This is a genomic window from Rhodobacter sp. CZR27, assembly GCF_002407205.1.
Lineage (GTDB): Bacteria > Pseudomonadota > Alphaproteobacteria > Rhodobacterales > Rhodobacteraceae > Cereibacter_A.
In genome coordinates this window covers 1,335,960-1,352,130 of record NZ_CP023548.1, presented here as the reverse complement: position 1 = coordinate 1,352,130, position 16,171 = coordinate 1,335,960, and the positions used below count along the sequence as shown (strand labels likewise).

Genomic DNA, 16,171 nt, shown 5'->3' with positions numbered 1-16,171 from the left:
CCGTCTCCGCCCTGCGGCCCGCGGCCAAGCCGGGACCCGGTGGCGGCCGGGTTGGCCGCCGCCGCATCACGCGCCGCTCAGCCGCCCGAGGTGTCGCCCGGTTCCTGCTGGGCGAAGGGATCGCCTTCGGGAACCTGTCCGGGCGCGGCACGCACCGTGCCCGGCACCAGCGCGAAGTCGGGCGTGAACTGCACGAGGATCCCGCGCATCCTGTCGAACACCGTCCTGTCGCCGTCCAGGGTCGCCTTGCCGGCCTTCACCAGATCGTCGAGCGTCGCCGTCCCCGCCATCACGGTCTCGAGGTCGGTCCGGTTCACCGTGATGGTGAGATCGGGATTGGCCGCCTGCCGGCCCTTGATGTTGGTCAGGGTCGAGTTGCTCAGCTCCACCACGAATTTCTCGCCGTTGTCCGGTGTCACGAGGTTGATCACCGTCCGCAGGCCAGCCGCCTCGGCCGCATCCAGCCGCACCCCGAGGAAGTCGAGCCAGAGGTCGGTGCTCATGGCGCGGATCGTGTCCGGGCCGCTCGTCTTGACCTGCAGGCCCGCTGGCATGCCGTTGCGCAGCTCGTAGGCCGCGGCGAGAAAGCTGTTGCGCAGGCTGGGGCTTTCCTTCTGGTAGCCGATCTGTTCGAACGTGTCGGCCAGCAGGTTCTTGGCAACCTCGTTGCCGGGCTGGGCATAGACCAGCTTGTTCAGGATCTCGACGGCGTGGAGATACCGGCCCGTGTCGAAGAGTTCCTGGCCCTTCTTCAGGATGGGACCGGCGCCCCCCATCATCTCGACATAGAGCGGCGCCGAGTCGCGCGGCGACAGCGGGATCAGCGTCGCCGGATTGCCGTCCCAGTAGCCGAGGTAGCGGTTGAGCACCGCACGGCTGTTGTGCTCCTCCGAGCCGTGATAGCTGTGCGCCGCCCACTGGGTCCTCAGGCTGTCGGGAAGCCGGTAGACGTTCTGGATCTCGTTGATCGTGACGCCCCTGTTCGCCAGGTGCAGCACCTGGTTGTTGAGGTTGGCATAGGTGTCGCGCTGGGTGCGCATCACCTCCTGGATGCGCTCGTTGCCGAAGCGCGGCCAGCTGTGCGAGGCGAACATCACCTCGGCCTCCTGGCCGAACTCGTAGAGGGCGACGTTGATCTGCTTGGACCATTCGAGCGCATCGCGCACCAGCGCGCCGCGCAGCGTGTAGATGTTGTGGATCGTGCCGGTGATGTTCTCGGCCGCCCAGAACGCCTTGAACTGCGGGAAATAGGTGTTCATCTCGGCCGGCGCCTCGGTGCCGGGGGTGTTCTGGAACACCATCGTCACGCCGTCGACGGTGATCGTCTCGAACGGCTTCTCGACCAGCCGGGTCGGCGCGATCAGGCCGGTATTGCCGGCGGCGGTGTTCTTGCCGATCGACTGGTCGACATGGCCGAAGGGGCTGCGCGGCAGCAGAAGCCCGTACTGGAACATCGCGCGCCGGTTCATCGCGTTGCCGGCATAGACATTCTCGGCCACCGCATGGCGCATGAAGCCCACGGGCGCGATCACCGGCACCTTGCCGCTGGCGACGTCGGCCTCGTCCACCACGCCGCGCACGCCGCCATAGTGGTCGGTGTGCGAGTGCGAATAGACCACGGCGACCACGGGACGCTCGCCCAGCTTCTCGTTGACGAACTGAAGCGCGGCGCGGGCGGTCTCCTTCGCGGTGAGCGGGTCGAAGACGATCCAGCCGGTGTCGCTGCGGATGAAGCTGATGTTGGCGAGGTCGAAGCCGCGCACCTGGTAGATCTTGCCGGGAACCACCTCGTAGAGGCCGTAGGCCATGTTCAGGATGGCCTGGCGCTGCAGCGAGGGGTTGATGCTGTCGAAGTCCTTGCCCATCAGCAGGAAGTCGTAACTGCCCATGTCCCAGGCGACCGTTCCGGCGTCCGACATGATCTGCGTGTAGTCGGGCGCCGCGATGAAGCCGTGCTTCGCTTCCTCGAAGTCGCGCCGGTCCTCGAACGGCAGGGACTTGCGCAGGCCGTTCTGCAACTCGATGGTGAATTTCGAGGGCATCTTGCCCTTGGCATCGAAATGCCGGCCCTCCTTCGCCCCGGGATCCGAGAGAACCGCCCCGCCACCGGCGGCCGCGACCTGGCCAACAGAGGCAATGGCAAACACCAGGGTCAGCGCTGTCGTCACTGCAAGCTTGGACATCACGTTCAATCCTTGGACTGTGGGTTTGCGTTCGTGTCGGGTCGTGAACTTCGAGATGATGAAGAGGAACGTCCGTGGGTGCTCCGGTCGATGATCGACCCCGACCGGCGCCGGGCAGACCGGCCTTTTCCGTTCCGCAGGCGGGATATCCTACGGGGACCCTTCCGGTCCCCGCCGGATGCCTATTGTGCCAGCATGGGGGTGCCGGTTGCCTTCTCGACCGGCGGCGGCGCCCACCGGCCGGTCAGCACGTCCATCCGGGGCGCATAGAGGCGCATCGTCAGCGTGAAGGGACGCTGCGGCGCGGGCAGCCAGTTGGCTTCCAGCGCCTTGCCCGGGCTCTCGTTCTGGATGAAGAGGTCGAGCGAGCCGTCGGCGTTGTATTCCAGCGGCATCCAGCTGCTCAGCGCGAAGCGGTTGATGGCGTTCGGCACCTGGAAGCCGTCGGTATCATAGAGGGTCACCGACCAGAACGCCTCGGCCGGGGGCAGATTGCCGGGCGGGAAATGCATCGTGTAGCGGTGGCTGCCGTCCAGCGGCTGCCCGGCCGCGTCCTCGACGCCGAGCGGATAGACCGCGTCCTCGGGCAGGTTGGCGCCGAGGCCCACCTGCGCGACGATGGCCCGCTTCAGGTAGTAGTTGCCATAGACGCCCATCGTGTCGGTGTTCATCTGCCAGCCGTTCTCGGACCGCGCGAGCGTGCGGGCCTTCGCGGCCATCAGGCGCTGCCCTTCCGAAGCGGCCCGGGCGATGGCCTGCCGCACCGGGGCGTCAAGGCTCTCCGGGTCGAAGCTCTTGCCGGGTTCAAGGCCGATCCGCTTCATCCGCGCGATGACCGGCTGGTCGGTCGGATGCGGCGGATGCAGTTTCAGGAGCTCCGCGCCCAGGGCGAAGAACGCCTCGGACGTCATCGTGTCCACCTGCACCTTCGGCGGCGTCTTCATGTCGACCGCGGGATCGGGCGTCATGGCGACCGGTTCCGGCGTCCTGCCCCATTGCGAGAGCGGGGTCAGGGCATAACCGTCCTGGATCGCATGCACCGCCGCATAATCGGCGGGACCATCGGTCTTGGTCCGCCCGACGATCCAGACGAAGGACGTCGGCGCCTCGATCACCTGCGTCTCCGCCGGCAGGCCATGGTCCTCGATCAGGCTGGCCCGCCTGTCGGGCTGCCAGCCCTTCGCGACCACCACGAAGTGACCGGCCTCGGTGCCGGTCGTGCGCCAGCCGGGCGAGGCGAACACGTCCGACCACATGTCGAGCATCGGCAAAAGGTAGTAGCGCCCGGCCGTGTCCGGCACCGAGACCACGACGGGCTCGCTCCGCAGGTCGAGGAACGCGCTGGAATAGAGGGTGTCGAAGTTCGGACGCACCACCGCCCGGTCGGTGGCTTCGGGATAGGCGCGGATGTTGGCGAAGGTGTTCATCGGACCACCGAACCCCTTGCCCGGTTCGACATTGGTCAGCTGTCGCCGCGTCACCTCCATCGTGACGAGGGGATAGAGATAGACATAGGCTTCGAGGGCGATGTCGCTCGCCTCCCGATCGGCGATGGCAGCAGCGGGGGCAACCGCGGTATCGCTGCGGACGGGACCTGCCGCGGCAAAGGCTGCGAGGGCGGCGATGAGGCTGGTCTGCACGGCTTGCGCGGAAAGACCGCGCGCTGGATGTTGCATGGCACTCTCCGGAAGAGCGGAAACTCGGACAGGCACGGCCGGACTGCGCCCTCGCACCACCGCAAGGCGCGCATCCGACGAGAGCGTAGGGACGATCTGCGGCCGATGGATTGATCTTCGTCAACGGAGCCGGTCGATAGATCGCGGCGACCGGACCGGACACCGGAGCCGGACGCTTCCGCCCCCGGGGGCCGCCGCTGGCCTTTCGACGGCGGCGCGGCCGGCTGGCGAGTTTGCCCGGCCGTTCCGTCACCGCGCCGGCCCGGTTCCCGGGGGCTGCCGCCGTGCCCTTGGCCCTGTCGCGGCGCGGCGGCGCGCGGGCCGCATGCCCATGCCGCCGACCGGGCGGAGAGTTCACAACCTGCGACGCGCCGGCAGGCGGCCGGCGCGCTCGGGTCGCCCGATCGCCTAGCAGCCGGGCGGCGCGGCCGTGGGCCGGGCAGCCGCGACGGCGGCGGGCGTGCGGTCCAGCCATCCGGCTGCCACCTGCCGCCTGTGCGCCACCAGCGCGTTGCGCATCAGCATCGCCACCGTGACCGGCCCCACACCGCCGGGAACCGGCGTGATCCAGCCCGCGACCTCGGCCACGGCCTCTGTATCGACGTCGCCGAGGATCCTCACCCTGCCCTCCGCATCGGACACCTGATTGATCCCGATGTCGATCACCGCGGCGCCCGGCCTGACCATGTCGGGCCCGACGAGATGCGGCCTGCCCACGGCCACGACGACAACGTCGGCGCGGCGCGAGTGCATGGCGACCGACCGCGTCATGTGGTGGCAGACCGTGACCGTGGCGCCTTCCGCCATCAGCATGAAGGCGACGGGCTTTCCCACGATCTCGGAATGGCCGATCATCACGACCTCCAGCCCCTTCATCGGCAGGCCGGTCTCGCGGATCAGCTCGACGGCGGCGGCGGCCGTGCAGGGCGCCAGCGCCACGTCGTTATAGACGATGTTGCCGATCGAGGCCGGGTTCATGCCCTCCACGTCCTTCAGCGGATGGATCGCCGACTGAAGCGACCGCACGTGGATGTGCGGAGGCACCGGACGCTGCAGGATGATGCCGAGCACCCCGGGATCGTCGTTCAGCGCCACGATCCGGCGCTTGCAGTCCTCCTGCCCGAGGGCGGCGGGCCAGACCTGCTGATCGAAGGGGAGCCCCGCCTCGGCGGCGCCGCGCGCCTGGTTTCGCACGTAGACATCGACCTCGGGCGAGGGACCGATGGAAATGGAGACGAGCCTGCCGACCGGATGGCTCGCGGCCGCGAGGTCCAGGTCGTGCCGGACCTCGGCCAGGATGCGCCGCCGCACGGCCTTTCCATCGATTTGTCGGTGATCGCGTCGTTCGGCCATGGTGTGACTATCCCGCAGTGATGAGGACCCGACGTGGCCGGGGGTGTTCCGCCCGCGGCCGCGTTGCCAGGCGAGAATGGCACGGCCGACCGGGCGCACCCGGAGCCGGGCCGACATGTTTCGCAAGGAATCCGTCTCGTGCCGCGTTTCGGAAGGGCGACGCGCGCGCCATGTCGGGCGGGCGCGGCGGGCCCTTCCCGGCTCGTCCTGCGAGATGGAAGAGGCCCCTGAACGGGCCCCATCCGGGTGGGTGACGGCAGCCGATCGGCGCCCCTCGGATCGGCGCGGCGGGGTGCCCGGCCGCGGCCCGCCCCCGCCTGCCCGACCTGCCCAACGCCTAAAAGTGCGATGTGACCACTTGACGCAGGCCCCTCACCTTCTACGTGGCGGCGGAAAGCGACCGGGGAGGAGACAGCCGATGATCAGCCTGGGCATCAACGGACGCGAGATGACGCTCGACGTCGATCCCGATACACCCCTGCTCTGGGTCCTGCGCGACGAGCTGCGCCTGACCGGAACGAAATTCGGCTGCGGGGTGGCGCAGTGCGGGGCCTGCACGGTCATGCTCGACGGGATGCCGCGGCGGTCCTGCGTGACGCCGATCGGCTCCGTCGCGGGCGCGCAAGTCACCACGATCGAGGGCATGCAGGGCCGCGAGATCGAGGCGGTGCAGGCAGCATGGGCGGCCATCGATGTGCCGCAATGCGGCTGGTGCCAGTCGGGACAGGTGATGTCGGCCACTGCGCTCCTGCGCGAGATCCCGAAGCCCTCGGACGAGGACATCGACCACGCCATGGCGGGCAACCTCTGCCGCTGCGCCGCCTACGTCCGCATCCGGCAGGCGATCCACGATGCAGCCAGAACGCTGGAGGGCTGAGCCATGACGAAGATCTCGCGCCGCGGCTTCATCGCCGCAACCGCCGGCTTCACGCTGTCGCTGGTCCTGCCCGCGCCGTTCGCCCGGGCGCAGGGCGCCCCCGCCGCGGGCCCCCCGACCCCCAATGCCTTCATCCGTGTCGCCGCCGATGACACGGTGACGGTCATCATCAAGCATCTCGAGATGGGCCAGGGCCCCTATACCGGCCTGGCCACGCTGGTTGCCGAGGAGATGGACGCAGACTGGAGCCAGATCCGCGCCGAGGCGGCCCATGCCGACGACAGGCTCTATGCGAACCTCGCCTTCGGCGCGCAGGGCACCGGCGGCTCGACCGCCATCGCCAACAGCTACATCCAGATGCGCAGGGCGGGGGCGGCCGCACGCGCCATGCTGGTCGCCGCCGCCGCCGCGGAATGGGGGGTGTCGGCCGCCGAGATCACCGTGAAGGCCGGACGGCTGTCGCACCCGAGCGGCAAGGAGGCGGGCTTTGGCGCCTTCGCCGCCGCCGCCGCCGGCATGGAGGTGCCGCAGGACCCGCCGCTGAAGGACCCGAAGGACTTCGTGCTGATCGGGACCGACGTGCCGCGGCTCGACTCGGTGGCCAAGTCGAACGGGACCGCGCAGTTCACGCTCGATGTCTACCGCGAAGGCATGCTGACCGTCGTGGTGGCGCATCCTCCGGCCTTCGGCGCGAAGGTCGCCTCGTTTGACGACGCGGCGGCGATGAAGGTGGCGGGGGTCGAGATGGTCCGGCAGATCCCCGAGGGGATCGCGGTCTATGCCCGAAACACCTTCGCCGCGCTGAAGGGCCGCGAGGCGCTCGAGATCCGCTGGGACGAGGCGGCCGCCGAACGGCGCGGCACGGCGCGGATGCTCGAGGAGATGGCCGCGGCGCTGCCGCAGGCGCGCACCGTGGAGGAAGCGGGCGACACGGCTGCCATCGACGGCGCCGCCGAGGTGCTGGAGGCGGACTATCGCTTCCCCTATCTCGCCCATGCGCCGATGGAGCCGCTGGATGCGGTGATCGAGGTGACGGGCGGCAAGGCGGAACTCTGGTATGGCTGCCAGTTCCCCTCGATCGACCGGCCGACCGTGGCGCAGACGCTTGGCCTGTCGGTCGAGGACGTGCGGATCAACGTCCTCTTCGCCGGCGGCTCGTTCGGACGCCGCGCGCAGGGCTCGGCCCATCTGGCCGCCGAGGCCGCAAATGTCGCGAAGGCCGCCGGGCGCGACGGCAGCTTCAAGCTGGTCTGGACGCGCGAGGACGACCTGCATGGCGGCTACTACCGGCCGCTCACCCTGCACCGGCTGCGGGCGGGTCTCGATGCCGAAGGGCGCATCATCGGCTGGGAGAACACGGTCGCCAACCAGTCGATCATGGCGGGCACCGCGCTCGAGATGTTCATGCAGGACGGTCTTGACCCGAGTTCCTACGAAGGCTCGAACGACCTGCCCTATGACGTGGGGGCGCGGCGCATCGCATGGGCGCGGGTGGAAAGCGCGGTTCCGGTGCTGTGGTGGCGCTCGGTCGGGCATACGCACACGGCCTTTGCGGTCGAGGTCTTCCTCGACGAGGTGCTGGAACGCGCGGGCAAGGACCCGGTGCAGGGCCGGCTGGAGTTGCTCCTGCCCGAGGCCACGCGCCACCGGGCCGTGCTGGAGAAGGTCGCCGAGATCGCGAACTGGCAGGGCCGGACGCGCGAGGGCCGCGGCTATGGCGTGGCCGTGGTCAAGAGCTTCGGCAGCTACGTCGCCCAGATCGTCGAGGTGGAGAATGCCGGCCGCATGCCGAAGGTCACGCAGGTCTGGTGTGCGGTCGATTGCGGGGTGGCGGTCAACCCCAACGTGATCCGGGCGCAGATGGAGGGCGGCATCGGCTATGCCCTCTCGGCCGCGCTCTACAGCGCGATCACGCTGGGCGACGACGGGCAGGTGCAGCAGTCGAACTTCGATGACTACCGCGTGCTTCGGATCAACGAGATGCCGAAGGTCCATGTCGCGATCATCCCCTCGACCGAGCCCCCGACCGGGGTGGGAGAGCCGGGCGTTCCGCCCCTCGCCCCCGCCGTCGCCAATGCCTGGCGCGCGCTGACGGGCCAGCCGGTCCGCCAGCTTCCCTTCTCGCAACTTCTGGCCTGAGGTGCCCATGCGCTTGCTGTTCCCTGCCGCGGCCGTGCTGGCCGCGGCGCCCGCCCTCGGCCTCGCGCAGGACTTGCGTGGACCCGAAGCCTTCGCCAGCCTCGCCGATCCGGCCGAGCGGTCGGCCGCGATCTTCACCGAGATGGGAAAGGTGCTGACCCATCCGCGCTGCCTGAACTGCCATCCGGTGGAGGGCGGCCCGACCCAGGGCGAGGCGATGGAGGCCCACAACCCGCCGGTTGTGCGCGGGCCCGCCGATCTCGGGGCGGTCGGCATGGCCTGCACCACCTGCCACGGCGGCGACAACGTGGCCTTCACCGGCAGCCCCGGCAGCATCCCCGGCCATCAGCCATGGGCGCTGGCACCCGTGAGCATGGGCTGGGTCGGGCTCGGCCTTGGCGAGATCTGCGCGCAGTTGAAGGACCCCGCAAGGAACGGCGGCAAGGATCTCGAGGCGCTGCACGAGCACAACGCGCGCGACGGCCTCGTCGGCTGGGGCTGGCATCCGGGCGAGGGTCGCGAGCCGGCACCGGGCAGCCAGGAGATCTTTGGCGCCCTGACCCGCGCCTGGATCGACAGCGGCGCGGAGTGTCCCGCCTGACGGCCTGGCCGGGACGGATCGGAGATGCTTGACCCGGCCGTTCCGCCATTGCGGTGGACGCACTTCCGGCGGCCGTTCCAGCTTGTCGGACATTATCCCTCGCCTGCCGGCCGCCCGGCCGAGGGCGGATAAGTTCCGCAAGGCCCCTCGCCGCCGGGCGGCCTTGCCGGGCCGCCGTCCCCGTCAGGCGGCGCAGCGTGTCTGTATGCGCCAGCATACTGATATTGAAGGCATTTTGCAGGGCAGCCATGCAGGAACGGCATTTCATCCCTGCTCGGGATCATCTATAGGAGTGCGGAGTTCCCGGAGAAGAACCATGTCACCCGTATCGATTTCGTCCGGCCTGCATCAGGCCGGCCAGGAGAGTCTTTCGCCCTGCCATCGGCTTGCGGCCATCCCGAACGCGGCGGGCATCCTGCTGCACGGGCCATGGCTGCGGCCGGCAGCCTCCTTCCTGAAGGAGATCCCCGGCATCGAGGCCATCGGCCTCGCAACCCCGGCCATCCTGGTCCCGAAGGCATCGGCCCCGCAGCTTCAGGCCGTGCTGAGCGGCATCGACGCCTGGCGCTCGCGCGAGGCCGCAAGGCTGGAACGCACGCTCTGGCTTGCCGGTCTCATCGCTTGCGTCGAGCGCTACAATGCCAAGGCGTCGCCGGGGGCCATGGTCGAGATCGACCTTCCGATCCTGACCGTGCCCGCTCCCACCGCCGGCCTGCGCGCGATCCTGCTGCGCTGTGGCTTCGCGGAGGGTGACGGCGGCGCGCTCTGGATCGACCTGAGCAGCGGGGCTGCGGGCTCGACGGACGAGTTCCGCCGGGCGCAGGCAATCGCCGACGGGCTGGACGAGGCATTGCAGGGCGCAAGCGCGGTGGCCGGCGCCGCGTGACAACCACGCACGGCATGACGATCAAGGGCAACGGATCCACCCGGAGGGTGCGGACTCCGCCGCGGTGACGCGCGGAACGGGTGCAGGCGCAACGGGAGCTGATCCGAGGGCCCACAGGGGCCGCCCTTGTGCTTGCGGCGCCCCGCGGTCGTCAGACTGACGGCCGGCGGACCCTGGCGGTTGCGATCCGCAGGCCCGATCCGGCGCGACCGTCACTTGTCGCGGCCGCCCCCGCCCTTGCCGCCACCGTTCCCTCCGCCCTTGCCTCCGCCATTCCCGCCGCCCTTGCCGCCTCCGTGGCCGTTGCCACCGCCCTTTCCGTGGCCATTGCCTCCGCCGTCCCCGGATTTTCCGGCACCGCCACGCCCGCCACTGTTCCCGCGCCCGGCAGACCCTTCCCGGCCCGCGCCGCGCCCCGGATTGCCGGTCGCTCCGGAAGCGCCTCGGCCGGAACGCTGCGCCTTCGCGCCGCGGCCGGTGGCGGTGCCCGCGACGGCCGAGCCGCCGCGGCCATCGAGCGAGGCAATGGCTTCGCCCGAAGTGGGGAAGGCACCTCCGCGGCGTGCCGACCCCGTCGCCTTCGAAGCGGCCGGCGCGCTTGCGACACCCAGCGCGAGGGGGATGGCGGACAGGCAGGCGGAGGGCTTGCACCCCTCGGCCCGATCGCCTTCGCCGGGCCAGAGGATCAGGACTTCGCTGCCCGACACCATCCGGCGCGCCCAGGCCCCTGCAGGGACCGGTGGCCGGGCAGAACGGCCCGCTTCCGGAAAGACCAGTGCGGCCCGGTATTGCACCCTGCCCACCGATGCGGCCGGGAACAGGGCGAGGATCGGCGCCTGTGTCGCCCGCGCAATCCGGAGGGGCCAGGCGAACCCGGGGGCGGAGGAGGACGGCGCAATCTCCCAGGGTGGCGCCTCGGAGAGCGTGGGCGGTGCGAGAAGACCCGGCGAGACCGCACGCGCGACGCCGTCAAGGACCCCCGGAAGGCGAAGCGAGGCGCCCTCGGCTCCTGCACCGGCGGGCAACGCGACCCTCTGCAGCGCGGCCGGCCGCGGCGGGGGCACGGCATCCACCGCCGGCTCGGCTCGCGCCGCCGCGCCCTGCAACAGGGGAACAGGCGGGAACGCCGGCGATACCGCAAAGATGCGCCGCGGCGCCTCAAGGGCCGCCTCCCGATCCGGATCGGCCATCAGGAAGCGCATGTCGTGGGCGACCGCCACCTGCTCGACGGCCAGCGGGTCCGGCTCTCCGCGGGGATCCGCCTCCGGCGCTTCGGCGCGCAACGGGGTCCGCCCCGGAAATGCCAGCAGCCCGCCGGGCGACAGATCCACGGTCAGGATCACGCCGAGGGCGAGATAGGCCCCCGCCGCGCCGGCAAACAGGTGCAGCTTGCGTGGACGCCAGCGCAGCACAGGGGATGAGGTCGCGGGCCGGGGCTGCTCGTGACGACACGACGCCGGCACGGCGGGTGTCCATTGAAACGGAAGATGGCTCTGCTTCTGCAAGCCCATGAAACCCTCTCGCGGCTCCCGCGCGCTCCGGTCCGCCGACTGCAACGCTGTCCAACCTTCGGTGCGTCGTCCTGTTCCGCCCCCGACGCGCATCCGCGGAAGATCCCTCCCGTTGGACGCGGCCATGCCGAGGGGCAGCGACCGTTGCAGCCGGACCCGGTGTCCCGGAAGGATAGCAGATGCCGGAGGCGCTGTGGCACCGGCTGCGACACGGCTCCGCCGGGCCGCGCCCGACACGGCGGAGTTCCGCCGGCCCGCCCCGGCTGGCGTCCGACGGAGGCTTGCCCGCACCGCCGCGCATCCGGGGTTCAGGCGCGCGGGACGCAGCCCCGTGCGACCGAGGCGATCCCTGCCCCACCGGCGCCCTGCCCCAACGTAGGGAGCGGCCGGAAGCCGGCGTGGCAGATCCCACCGGCAACTGTCCGCCTGTGCCCTGCGCCGGCGGTGGAACAGAGGGCCCCGACCCGGACTTGATGCGATAGAAGAAGCGCAGGCGCTGCCGCGACGGCTTTCGCCCGTGGTGCGCCCTCGCTGGTCCCATGGTTGCACGAGAGAGAACCCACATGGCGCATATCGATGGAAACACGTTCGCCAACGAACTGTTCGGAACCTCCAATTCCGACACGATCCACCCCGGCCGCGGCAACGACACCGTCTATGGCTATGGTGGCAACGACACGATCGACGACTCGGGGCATGGCTCGACCGGCAGCGGCGGCAACGACTCCTTCTACGGCGACGGAGGAAACGACACGCTCCTTGGCTGGACCGGCCATGACACCCTGGACGGCGGCAGCGGCAGCGACCGCCTCTACGGCGAGGACGGCGACGACGACCTCGACGGCTGGACGGGCGATGACTACCTGAGCGGCGGGTCCGGGATCGACTACCTGTTCGGCTATACCGGCGACGACACGCTCTATGGGGGGATAGATGCGGATCGCCTCTACGGCGAGGCGGACGAGGACATCCTGCATGGCGGCTCGGGCCACGACGACCTCTTCGGCGGAGCCGACGAAGACACCCTCTATGGCGAGGACGGCAATGACCTGCTTGTCGGCGGTGCGGGCGAGGACCGGCTGGTGGGCGGCGCCGGCGCCGACATCTTCAAGTTCGGCCGGGCGAACCATTCGAGAACCGGAGACGCGGATCTCATCGACGGCTTCTCGTTCGGCAATGACGTGATCGATGTCGCGGGCATCGACGCCAACTTGACCTACCAGGGCAACCAGACCTTCCGCTGGTCGAATGCGACGCAGGGTTCGCCGGCCAAGGGCTATCTGATGGCGGTGGAGGGGGATGGCGACGCGACCTACATCCTCGGGAACATCGACAACGATTCCTCGCCCGAGATCACCATCGTCGTCGACGACGGATCGCGCAGCGCCGCCTATTGGGTGGCCGACGACTTCGTGCTCTGAGACGGGCGCAGCGCGTGCCAAGGCAGGCCGGTCGCTGATGACCGGCCTGCAATCCGGTCGGGCGCCGGGACGCGGCTGCCGTTCGCCCGTACTGGCGGGCGGGCGCAGATGATCCCACCGACCCGCCACCCTGCCTGACCTGGCGCCTGGTCCTCGACCCCGCTGGAAACCTCGCGGACGTCGGGTCATCATCCGGCCGAACCGGGCTCTCTCTGTCACCCGGACCATCAGGAGGCCCGCCATGAACCACGACGTGCCTGCAAGGCTGCTGCGCCGCATGTTCGAGGCCGCGGTGGCGGCGGCGCTGCCCGCGCGCGTCGTCCCTCCGCATCTGCCCGCGCCGCCGAAGGGCCGCACCATCGTCCTCGGGGCGGGCAAGGCATCTGCCGCCATGGCGCGCGCGGTCGAGGAGCACTGGACCGGCCCGCTGGAAGGTCTGGTGGTGACCCGCTACGGACATGGGGTGCCCTGCGACCGGATCGAGATCGTCGAGGCCGCCCATCCGGTCCCGGACGAGGCCGGACGGATGGCCGCCGCACGGATGCTCGCCATGGCCGAAGCGGCGGGACCGGACGATCTGGTGATCTGCCTGATCTCGGGCGGCGGCTCGGCGTTGCTGGCGCTGCCGGCGGAGGACGGGCTGTCGCTCGGCGACAAGCAGGCCATCAATGCCGCGCTGTTGCGCAGCGGCGCCGACATCGGCCAGATGAACACCGTCCGGCGGCACATCTCGGCGATCAAGGGCGGGCGGCTTGCGGTGGCCGCCCACCCTGCCCGCGTGGTCAGCCTGCTGATCTCCGACGTGCCGGGCGACGATCCTGCCGCCATCGCCTCCGGTCCAACGGTGGCCGATCCCACCACCAGTGCCGAGGCGGCCGCCATCCTTGCCCGCTACGGCGTGGAGGTTCCGGACTCCGTGCGACGCCATCTCGCGTCGCCGGCCTCCGAAACCCCGAAGCCCGGTGATCCCCGGCTTGCCCAGGCCACGGCCACACTGGTCGCCACGCCGCAGAAGTCGCTTCTGGCCGCAGCCGAGGTTGCGCGGGCGGCCGGATACACCCCGCTGATCCTCGGCGACGCGCTGGAAGGCGAGGCGGCCGAGATGGGCAAGGTGCTCGCCGGGATGGCCCGCGCGGCCGCAGGCACAGGCCATCCCGTCGACGCGCCCTGCGTGCTGATCTCGGGCGGAGAGACCACCGTGACGCTCCGCGGCACCGGGCGCGGCGGGCGCAACGTGGAGTTCCTGCTGTCGCTTGGCCTCGCGCTGAACGGCCATCCGCAGGTCTGGGCCCTGGCCTGCGACACCGACGGCATCGACGGCACGGAACCCGCCGCCGGTGCGCTTCTTGCCCCGGACAGCCTCGCCCGGGCTCGCGCGCTCGGCTGGGACTTGCGCAAGGTGCTGGAGCGCAACGACGCCCACAGCCTGTTCTCCGCCCTGGGCGACCAGGTCGTGACCGGTCCGACCCTGACCAACGTGAACGACTTCCGCGCCATCCTGATCGCCCGGGCAGACCGCGGGTAGCTTGCCTGCCCCCGCAGGGTCCCCCCTCCACAGTCCGGCCGTCGAGCCCGTTCAGGACCGCGCGCAGCCCGCCACGCGAAGGAACCTCATGTTGTCGCTGACAGGGATCCCGGGCATGGGTCACGCAAGCATTGCCAATCCTCAGGCCCGCCGGGCAAGGCAGCAGACCCGCCGGAAACGGCACCCCGAGCGACGCGACGGCGGCTCGTCAACGATCAGCCCGTGGAGCCTATCGGTGTCGGGCTGACTGCCTGCTCAGCCGTGGGCCCGACTGAAGCGGGCGCACCCCGGCAATCGTCAAAACGGCAGAAGATGTGGCGATTCCGTCGGAATCGAACAGCCCGCGATCGGGCGCAGCCTCAATTAGGCGCATGGGAGCCGACAAGACACCACCATTTTAACGCCATCTACTGCGGCCGACTTAGTTCACACGCCAATATGGGTAGGATGCGAGAGTGAGGATTTCAATCTACCTCGTTCGACCGCTCCATAAAGCCTGTGAGGGCTATAGTCAAACCCCACGAAACATGCGCAACTGTCGCACCTGAGACTTTCTCGCGTCCGGCGCTGCCAGGTCGCCAAGCATCTGCAATCGCAATTCAATTTTCTCGCGACTGCATATTGCAGATTTGGTCATGTTGACAGGACGGCAGGCAGGGTTATCGTCTCGACAGGTTTTTAGGTTCATCCTCTTCGATTCATCAGCGAAGGAGGAGATCACTTCGTCGTATTGGAAGGTCAGCATCATGATGAAAACGCGGACCGACGCGGCAGTTTTAATGCTGGATCAGACTCCCGAGGCGTCGGAAGACGGCATGTCCATTTTTACCACCAGGATCGCGCTGGATTTGCCGATCGACGTGGCACCGGACAAGGCTGCAGGTGAATTGGCTCCCCAAGGCGATCAGGCCGGGTTTCACATCGTGTCGGCCCGGGCCAGGCGGCGGTTGCCGCGGCAGATCGGTTTCAAGCCGACGCACCCGCGGGCCTACCGGGCCTATAATGTCCTGTCCGCAGTTCTGATCCTTGTCTGTGCGCTGCCGATCCTGATCGTGATCTCGGTCGCCCTGCTGCTGACGCAGGGGCGAGAGATCTTCTATCGCGGCCCGCGGCTCGGGAGGGATCTGAAGATCTTTCAGATCTACAAGTTCCGCACGCTGAACACCGCCGCGGCGGCGCGCCTTACCGGAGACCGGACCCTGCCGAGCAACTCGGGCCTGGAGACACCTCTCGGCAAGTTCCTGCGGGACACGCGGCTGGATGAGCTGCCGCAGATCCTCAACGTGCTGCGCGGGGACATGAACCTTTGCGGGCCGCGTCCGGTCCGCCCGGAGATCGCGGCCATCGAGCGCGCGCGCATCCCCGGCTATGACATCCGCTTTACCGTCAAGCCGGGCCTTGTCGGGCCGGCTCAGGCGCTGATGAGCCACGGAACCTCGAAAAGGATCCGCGCGCTGTTCAACAACACGGCCTGCCGGCGCCCGGTGTCCATGAAGGCCGAACTGACGCTTCTGACCGCGATCGGTCTTGCCGTGCTCCGCCGCAGCGTCGTGGAGCTTCACTCGAAGATCCTTCGCAAGGCCAGGCGGGCGTGGTTGCGGTTCAGGTCCTTCGTCGCGCGGATCCTGGAGACATTCTCCGGCATCGAAAGCTACCAATCCGTCAGCGTGGCAATTCCCGGCATTCCCGCCCCGCAAAGGGTCAAGCTGCATCCCGGTCAGGTGCTGGAGATCCTGTCACTCGCCGCCGTGCCGGCCATCGCCGGGGACGGAGCAGGGTCTCGGGTGACGCTGATCGTGCAATTGCCGACGGGTGGCACGCGCCGCGCGCGCGTCACGCTGCAGCCCGCGGGAGAACCGGGCCTCTATGTCTATGCCGCGACGACGGCAGCATCGGGATACATCATCGAGCGCTACCTGCTGGGCCTGACCGTCCTGGGGCCGACCCGTCGGCGTCAGGTCGCACGGCCGCAGAACGTCCGGTTCGGCTGAAGGATCGA

General features: G+C 69.5%; 11 protein-coding genes. 7 read left to right on the top strand and 4 right to left on the bottom strand.

Annotated features, from left to right (window positions below):
* Nucleotides 1-77: 77 nt before the first annotated feature.
* The 3 genes from CK951_RS06650 to CK951_RS06640 all read right to left on the bottom strand — a co-directional run bounded on the left by CK951_RS06650 (nt 78) and on the right by CK951_RS06640 (nt 5,212).
* Nucleotides 78-2,183, bottom strand: a complete 2,106-nt coding sequence (locus CK951_RS06650; RefSeq protein WP_198402414.1) for an alkyl/aryl-sulfatase — start codon at nt 2,181-2,183, stop codon at nt 78-80.
* Between the two features lie 182 nt (nt 2,184-2,365).
* The gene (locus CK951_RS06645) at nt 2,366-3,859 is read right to left on the bottom strand and encodes a DUF1254 domain-containing protein (RefSeq protein WP_096785401.1); all 1,494 of its coding nucleotides are present in this window, start codon (nt 3,857-3,859) and stop codon (nt 2,366-2,368) included.
* 408 nt (nt 3,860-4,267) lie between these two features.
* Nucleotides 4,268-5,212 (bottom strand): bifunctional 5,10-methylenetetrahydrofolate dehydrogenase/5,10-methenyltetrahydrofolate cyclohydrolase, encoded by a 945-nt coding sequence (locus tag CK951_RS06640; RefSeq protein ID WP_096785400.1) that lies wholly within the window; start codon nt 5,210-5,212, stop codon nt 4,268-4,270.
* A 418-nt stretch (nt 5,213-5,630) separates the two neighbouring features.
* On the opposite strand from CK951_RS06640, the gene CK951_RS06635 reads away from it, so the two are divergent.
* The 4 genes from CK951_RS06635 to CK951_RS06620 all read left to right on the top strand — a co-directional run bounded on the left by CK951_RS06635 (nt 5,631) and on the right by CK951_RS06620 (nt 9,715).
* Nucleotides 5,631-6,089, top strand: a complete 459-nt coding sequence (locus CK951_RS06635; protein ID WP_096785399.1) for a (2Fe-2S)-binding protein — start codon at nt 5,631-5,633, stop codon at nt 6,087-6,089.
* A gap of 3 nt (nt 6,090-6,092) precedes the next feature.
* Nucleotides 6,093-8,228, top strand: coding sequence for a xanthine dehydrogenase family protein molybdopterin-binding subunit (locus CK951_RS06630; protein WP_096785398.1), 2,136 nt, complete (start codon nt 6,093-6,095; stop codon nt 8,226-8,228).
* 7 nt (nt 8,229-8,235) lie between these two features.
* Nucleotides 8,236-8,829 (top strand): Isoquinoline 1-oxidoreductase subunit, encoded by a 594-nt coding sequence (locus CK951_RS06625; protein ID WP_096785397.1) that lies wholly within the window; start codon nt 8,236-8,238, stop codon nt 8,827-8,829.
* A 316-nt stretch (nt 8,830-9,145) separates the two neighbouring features.
* A complete protein-coding gene (locus CK951_RS06620; RefSeq protein ID WP_096785396.1) occupies nt 9,146-9,715 on the top strand; it encodes a hypothetical protein in 570 nt (189 codons plus the stop codon).
* A 212-nt stretch (nt 9,716-9,927) separates the two neighbouring features.
* On the opposite strand, the gene CK951_RS06615 is transcribed toward CK951_RS06620, so the two are convergent.
* Nucleotides 9,928-11,226, bottom strand: coding sequence for a hypothetical protein (locus tag CK951_RS06615; RefSeq protein WP_157764520.1), 1,299 nt, complete (start codon nt 11,224-11,226; stop codon nt 9,928-9,930).
* A gap of 563 nt (nt 11,227-11,789) precedes the next feature.
* Here CK951_RS06615 and CK951_RS06610 point away from each other — a divergent pair.
* The 3 genes from CK951_RS06610 (at nt 11,790) to CK951_RS06600 (ending at nt 16,163) form a co-directional block, all read left to right on the top strand.
* Nucleotides 11,790-12,647: a calcium-binding protein gene (locus CK951_RS06610; protein WP_198402436.1), complete on the top strand. Its 858-nt coding sequence runs from the start codon at nt 11,790-11,792 to the stop codon at nt 12,645-12,647.
* A 241-nt stretch (nt 12,648-12,888) separates the two neighbouring features.
* Nucleotides 12,889-14,172 (top strand): glycerate kinase, encoded by a 1,284-nt coding sequence (locus tag CK951_RS06605; protein WP_096785393.1) that lies wholly within the window; start codon nt 12,889-12,891, stop codon nt 14,170-14,172.
* Nucleotides 14,173-14,810: 638 nt separating this feature from the next.
* Nucleotides 14,811-16,163 (top strand): sugar transferase, encoded by a 1,353-nt coding sequence (locus tag CK951_RS06600; protein ID WP_232520705.1) that lies wholly within the window; start codon nt 14,811-14,813, stop codon nt 16,161-16,163.
* The last annotated feature ends 8 nt before the right edge of the window (nt 16,164-16,171 follow it).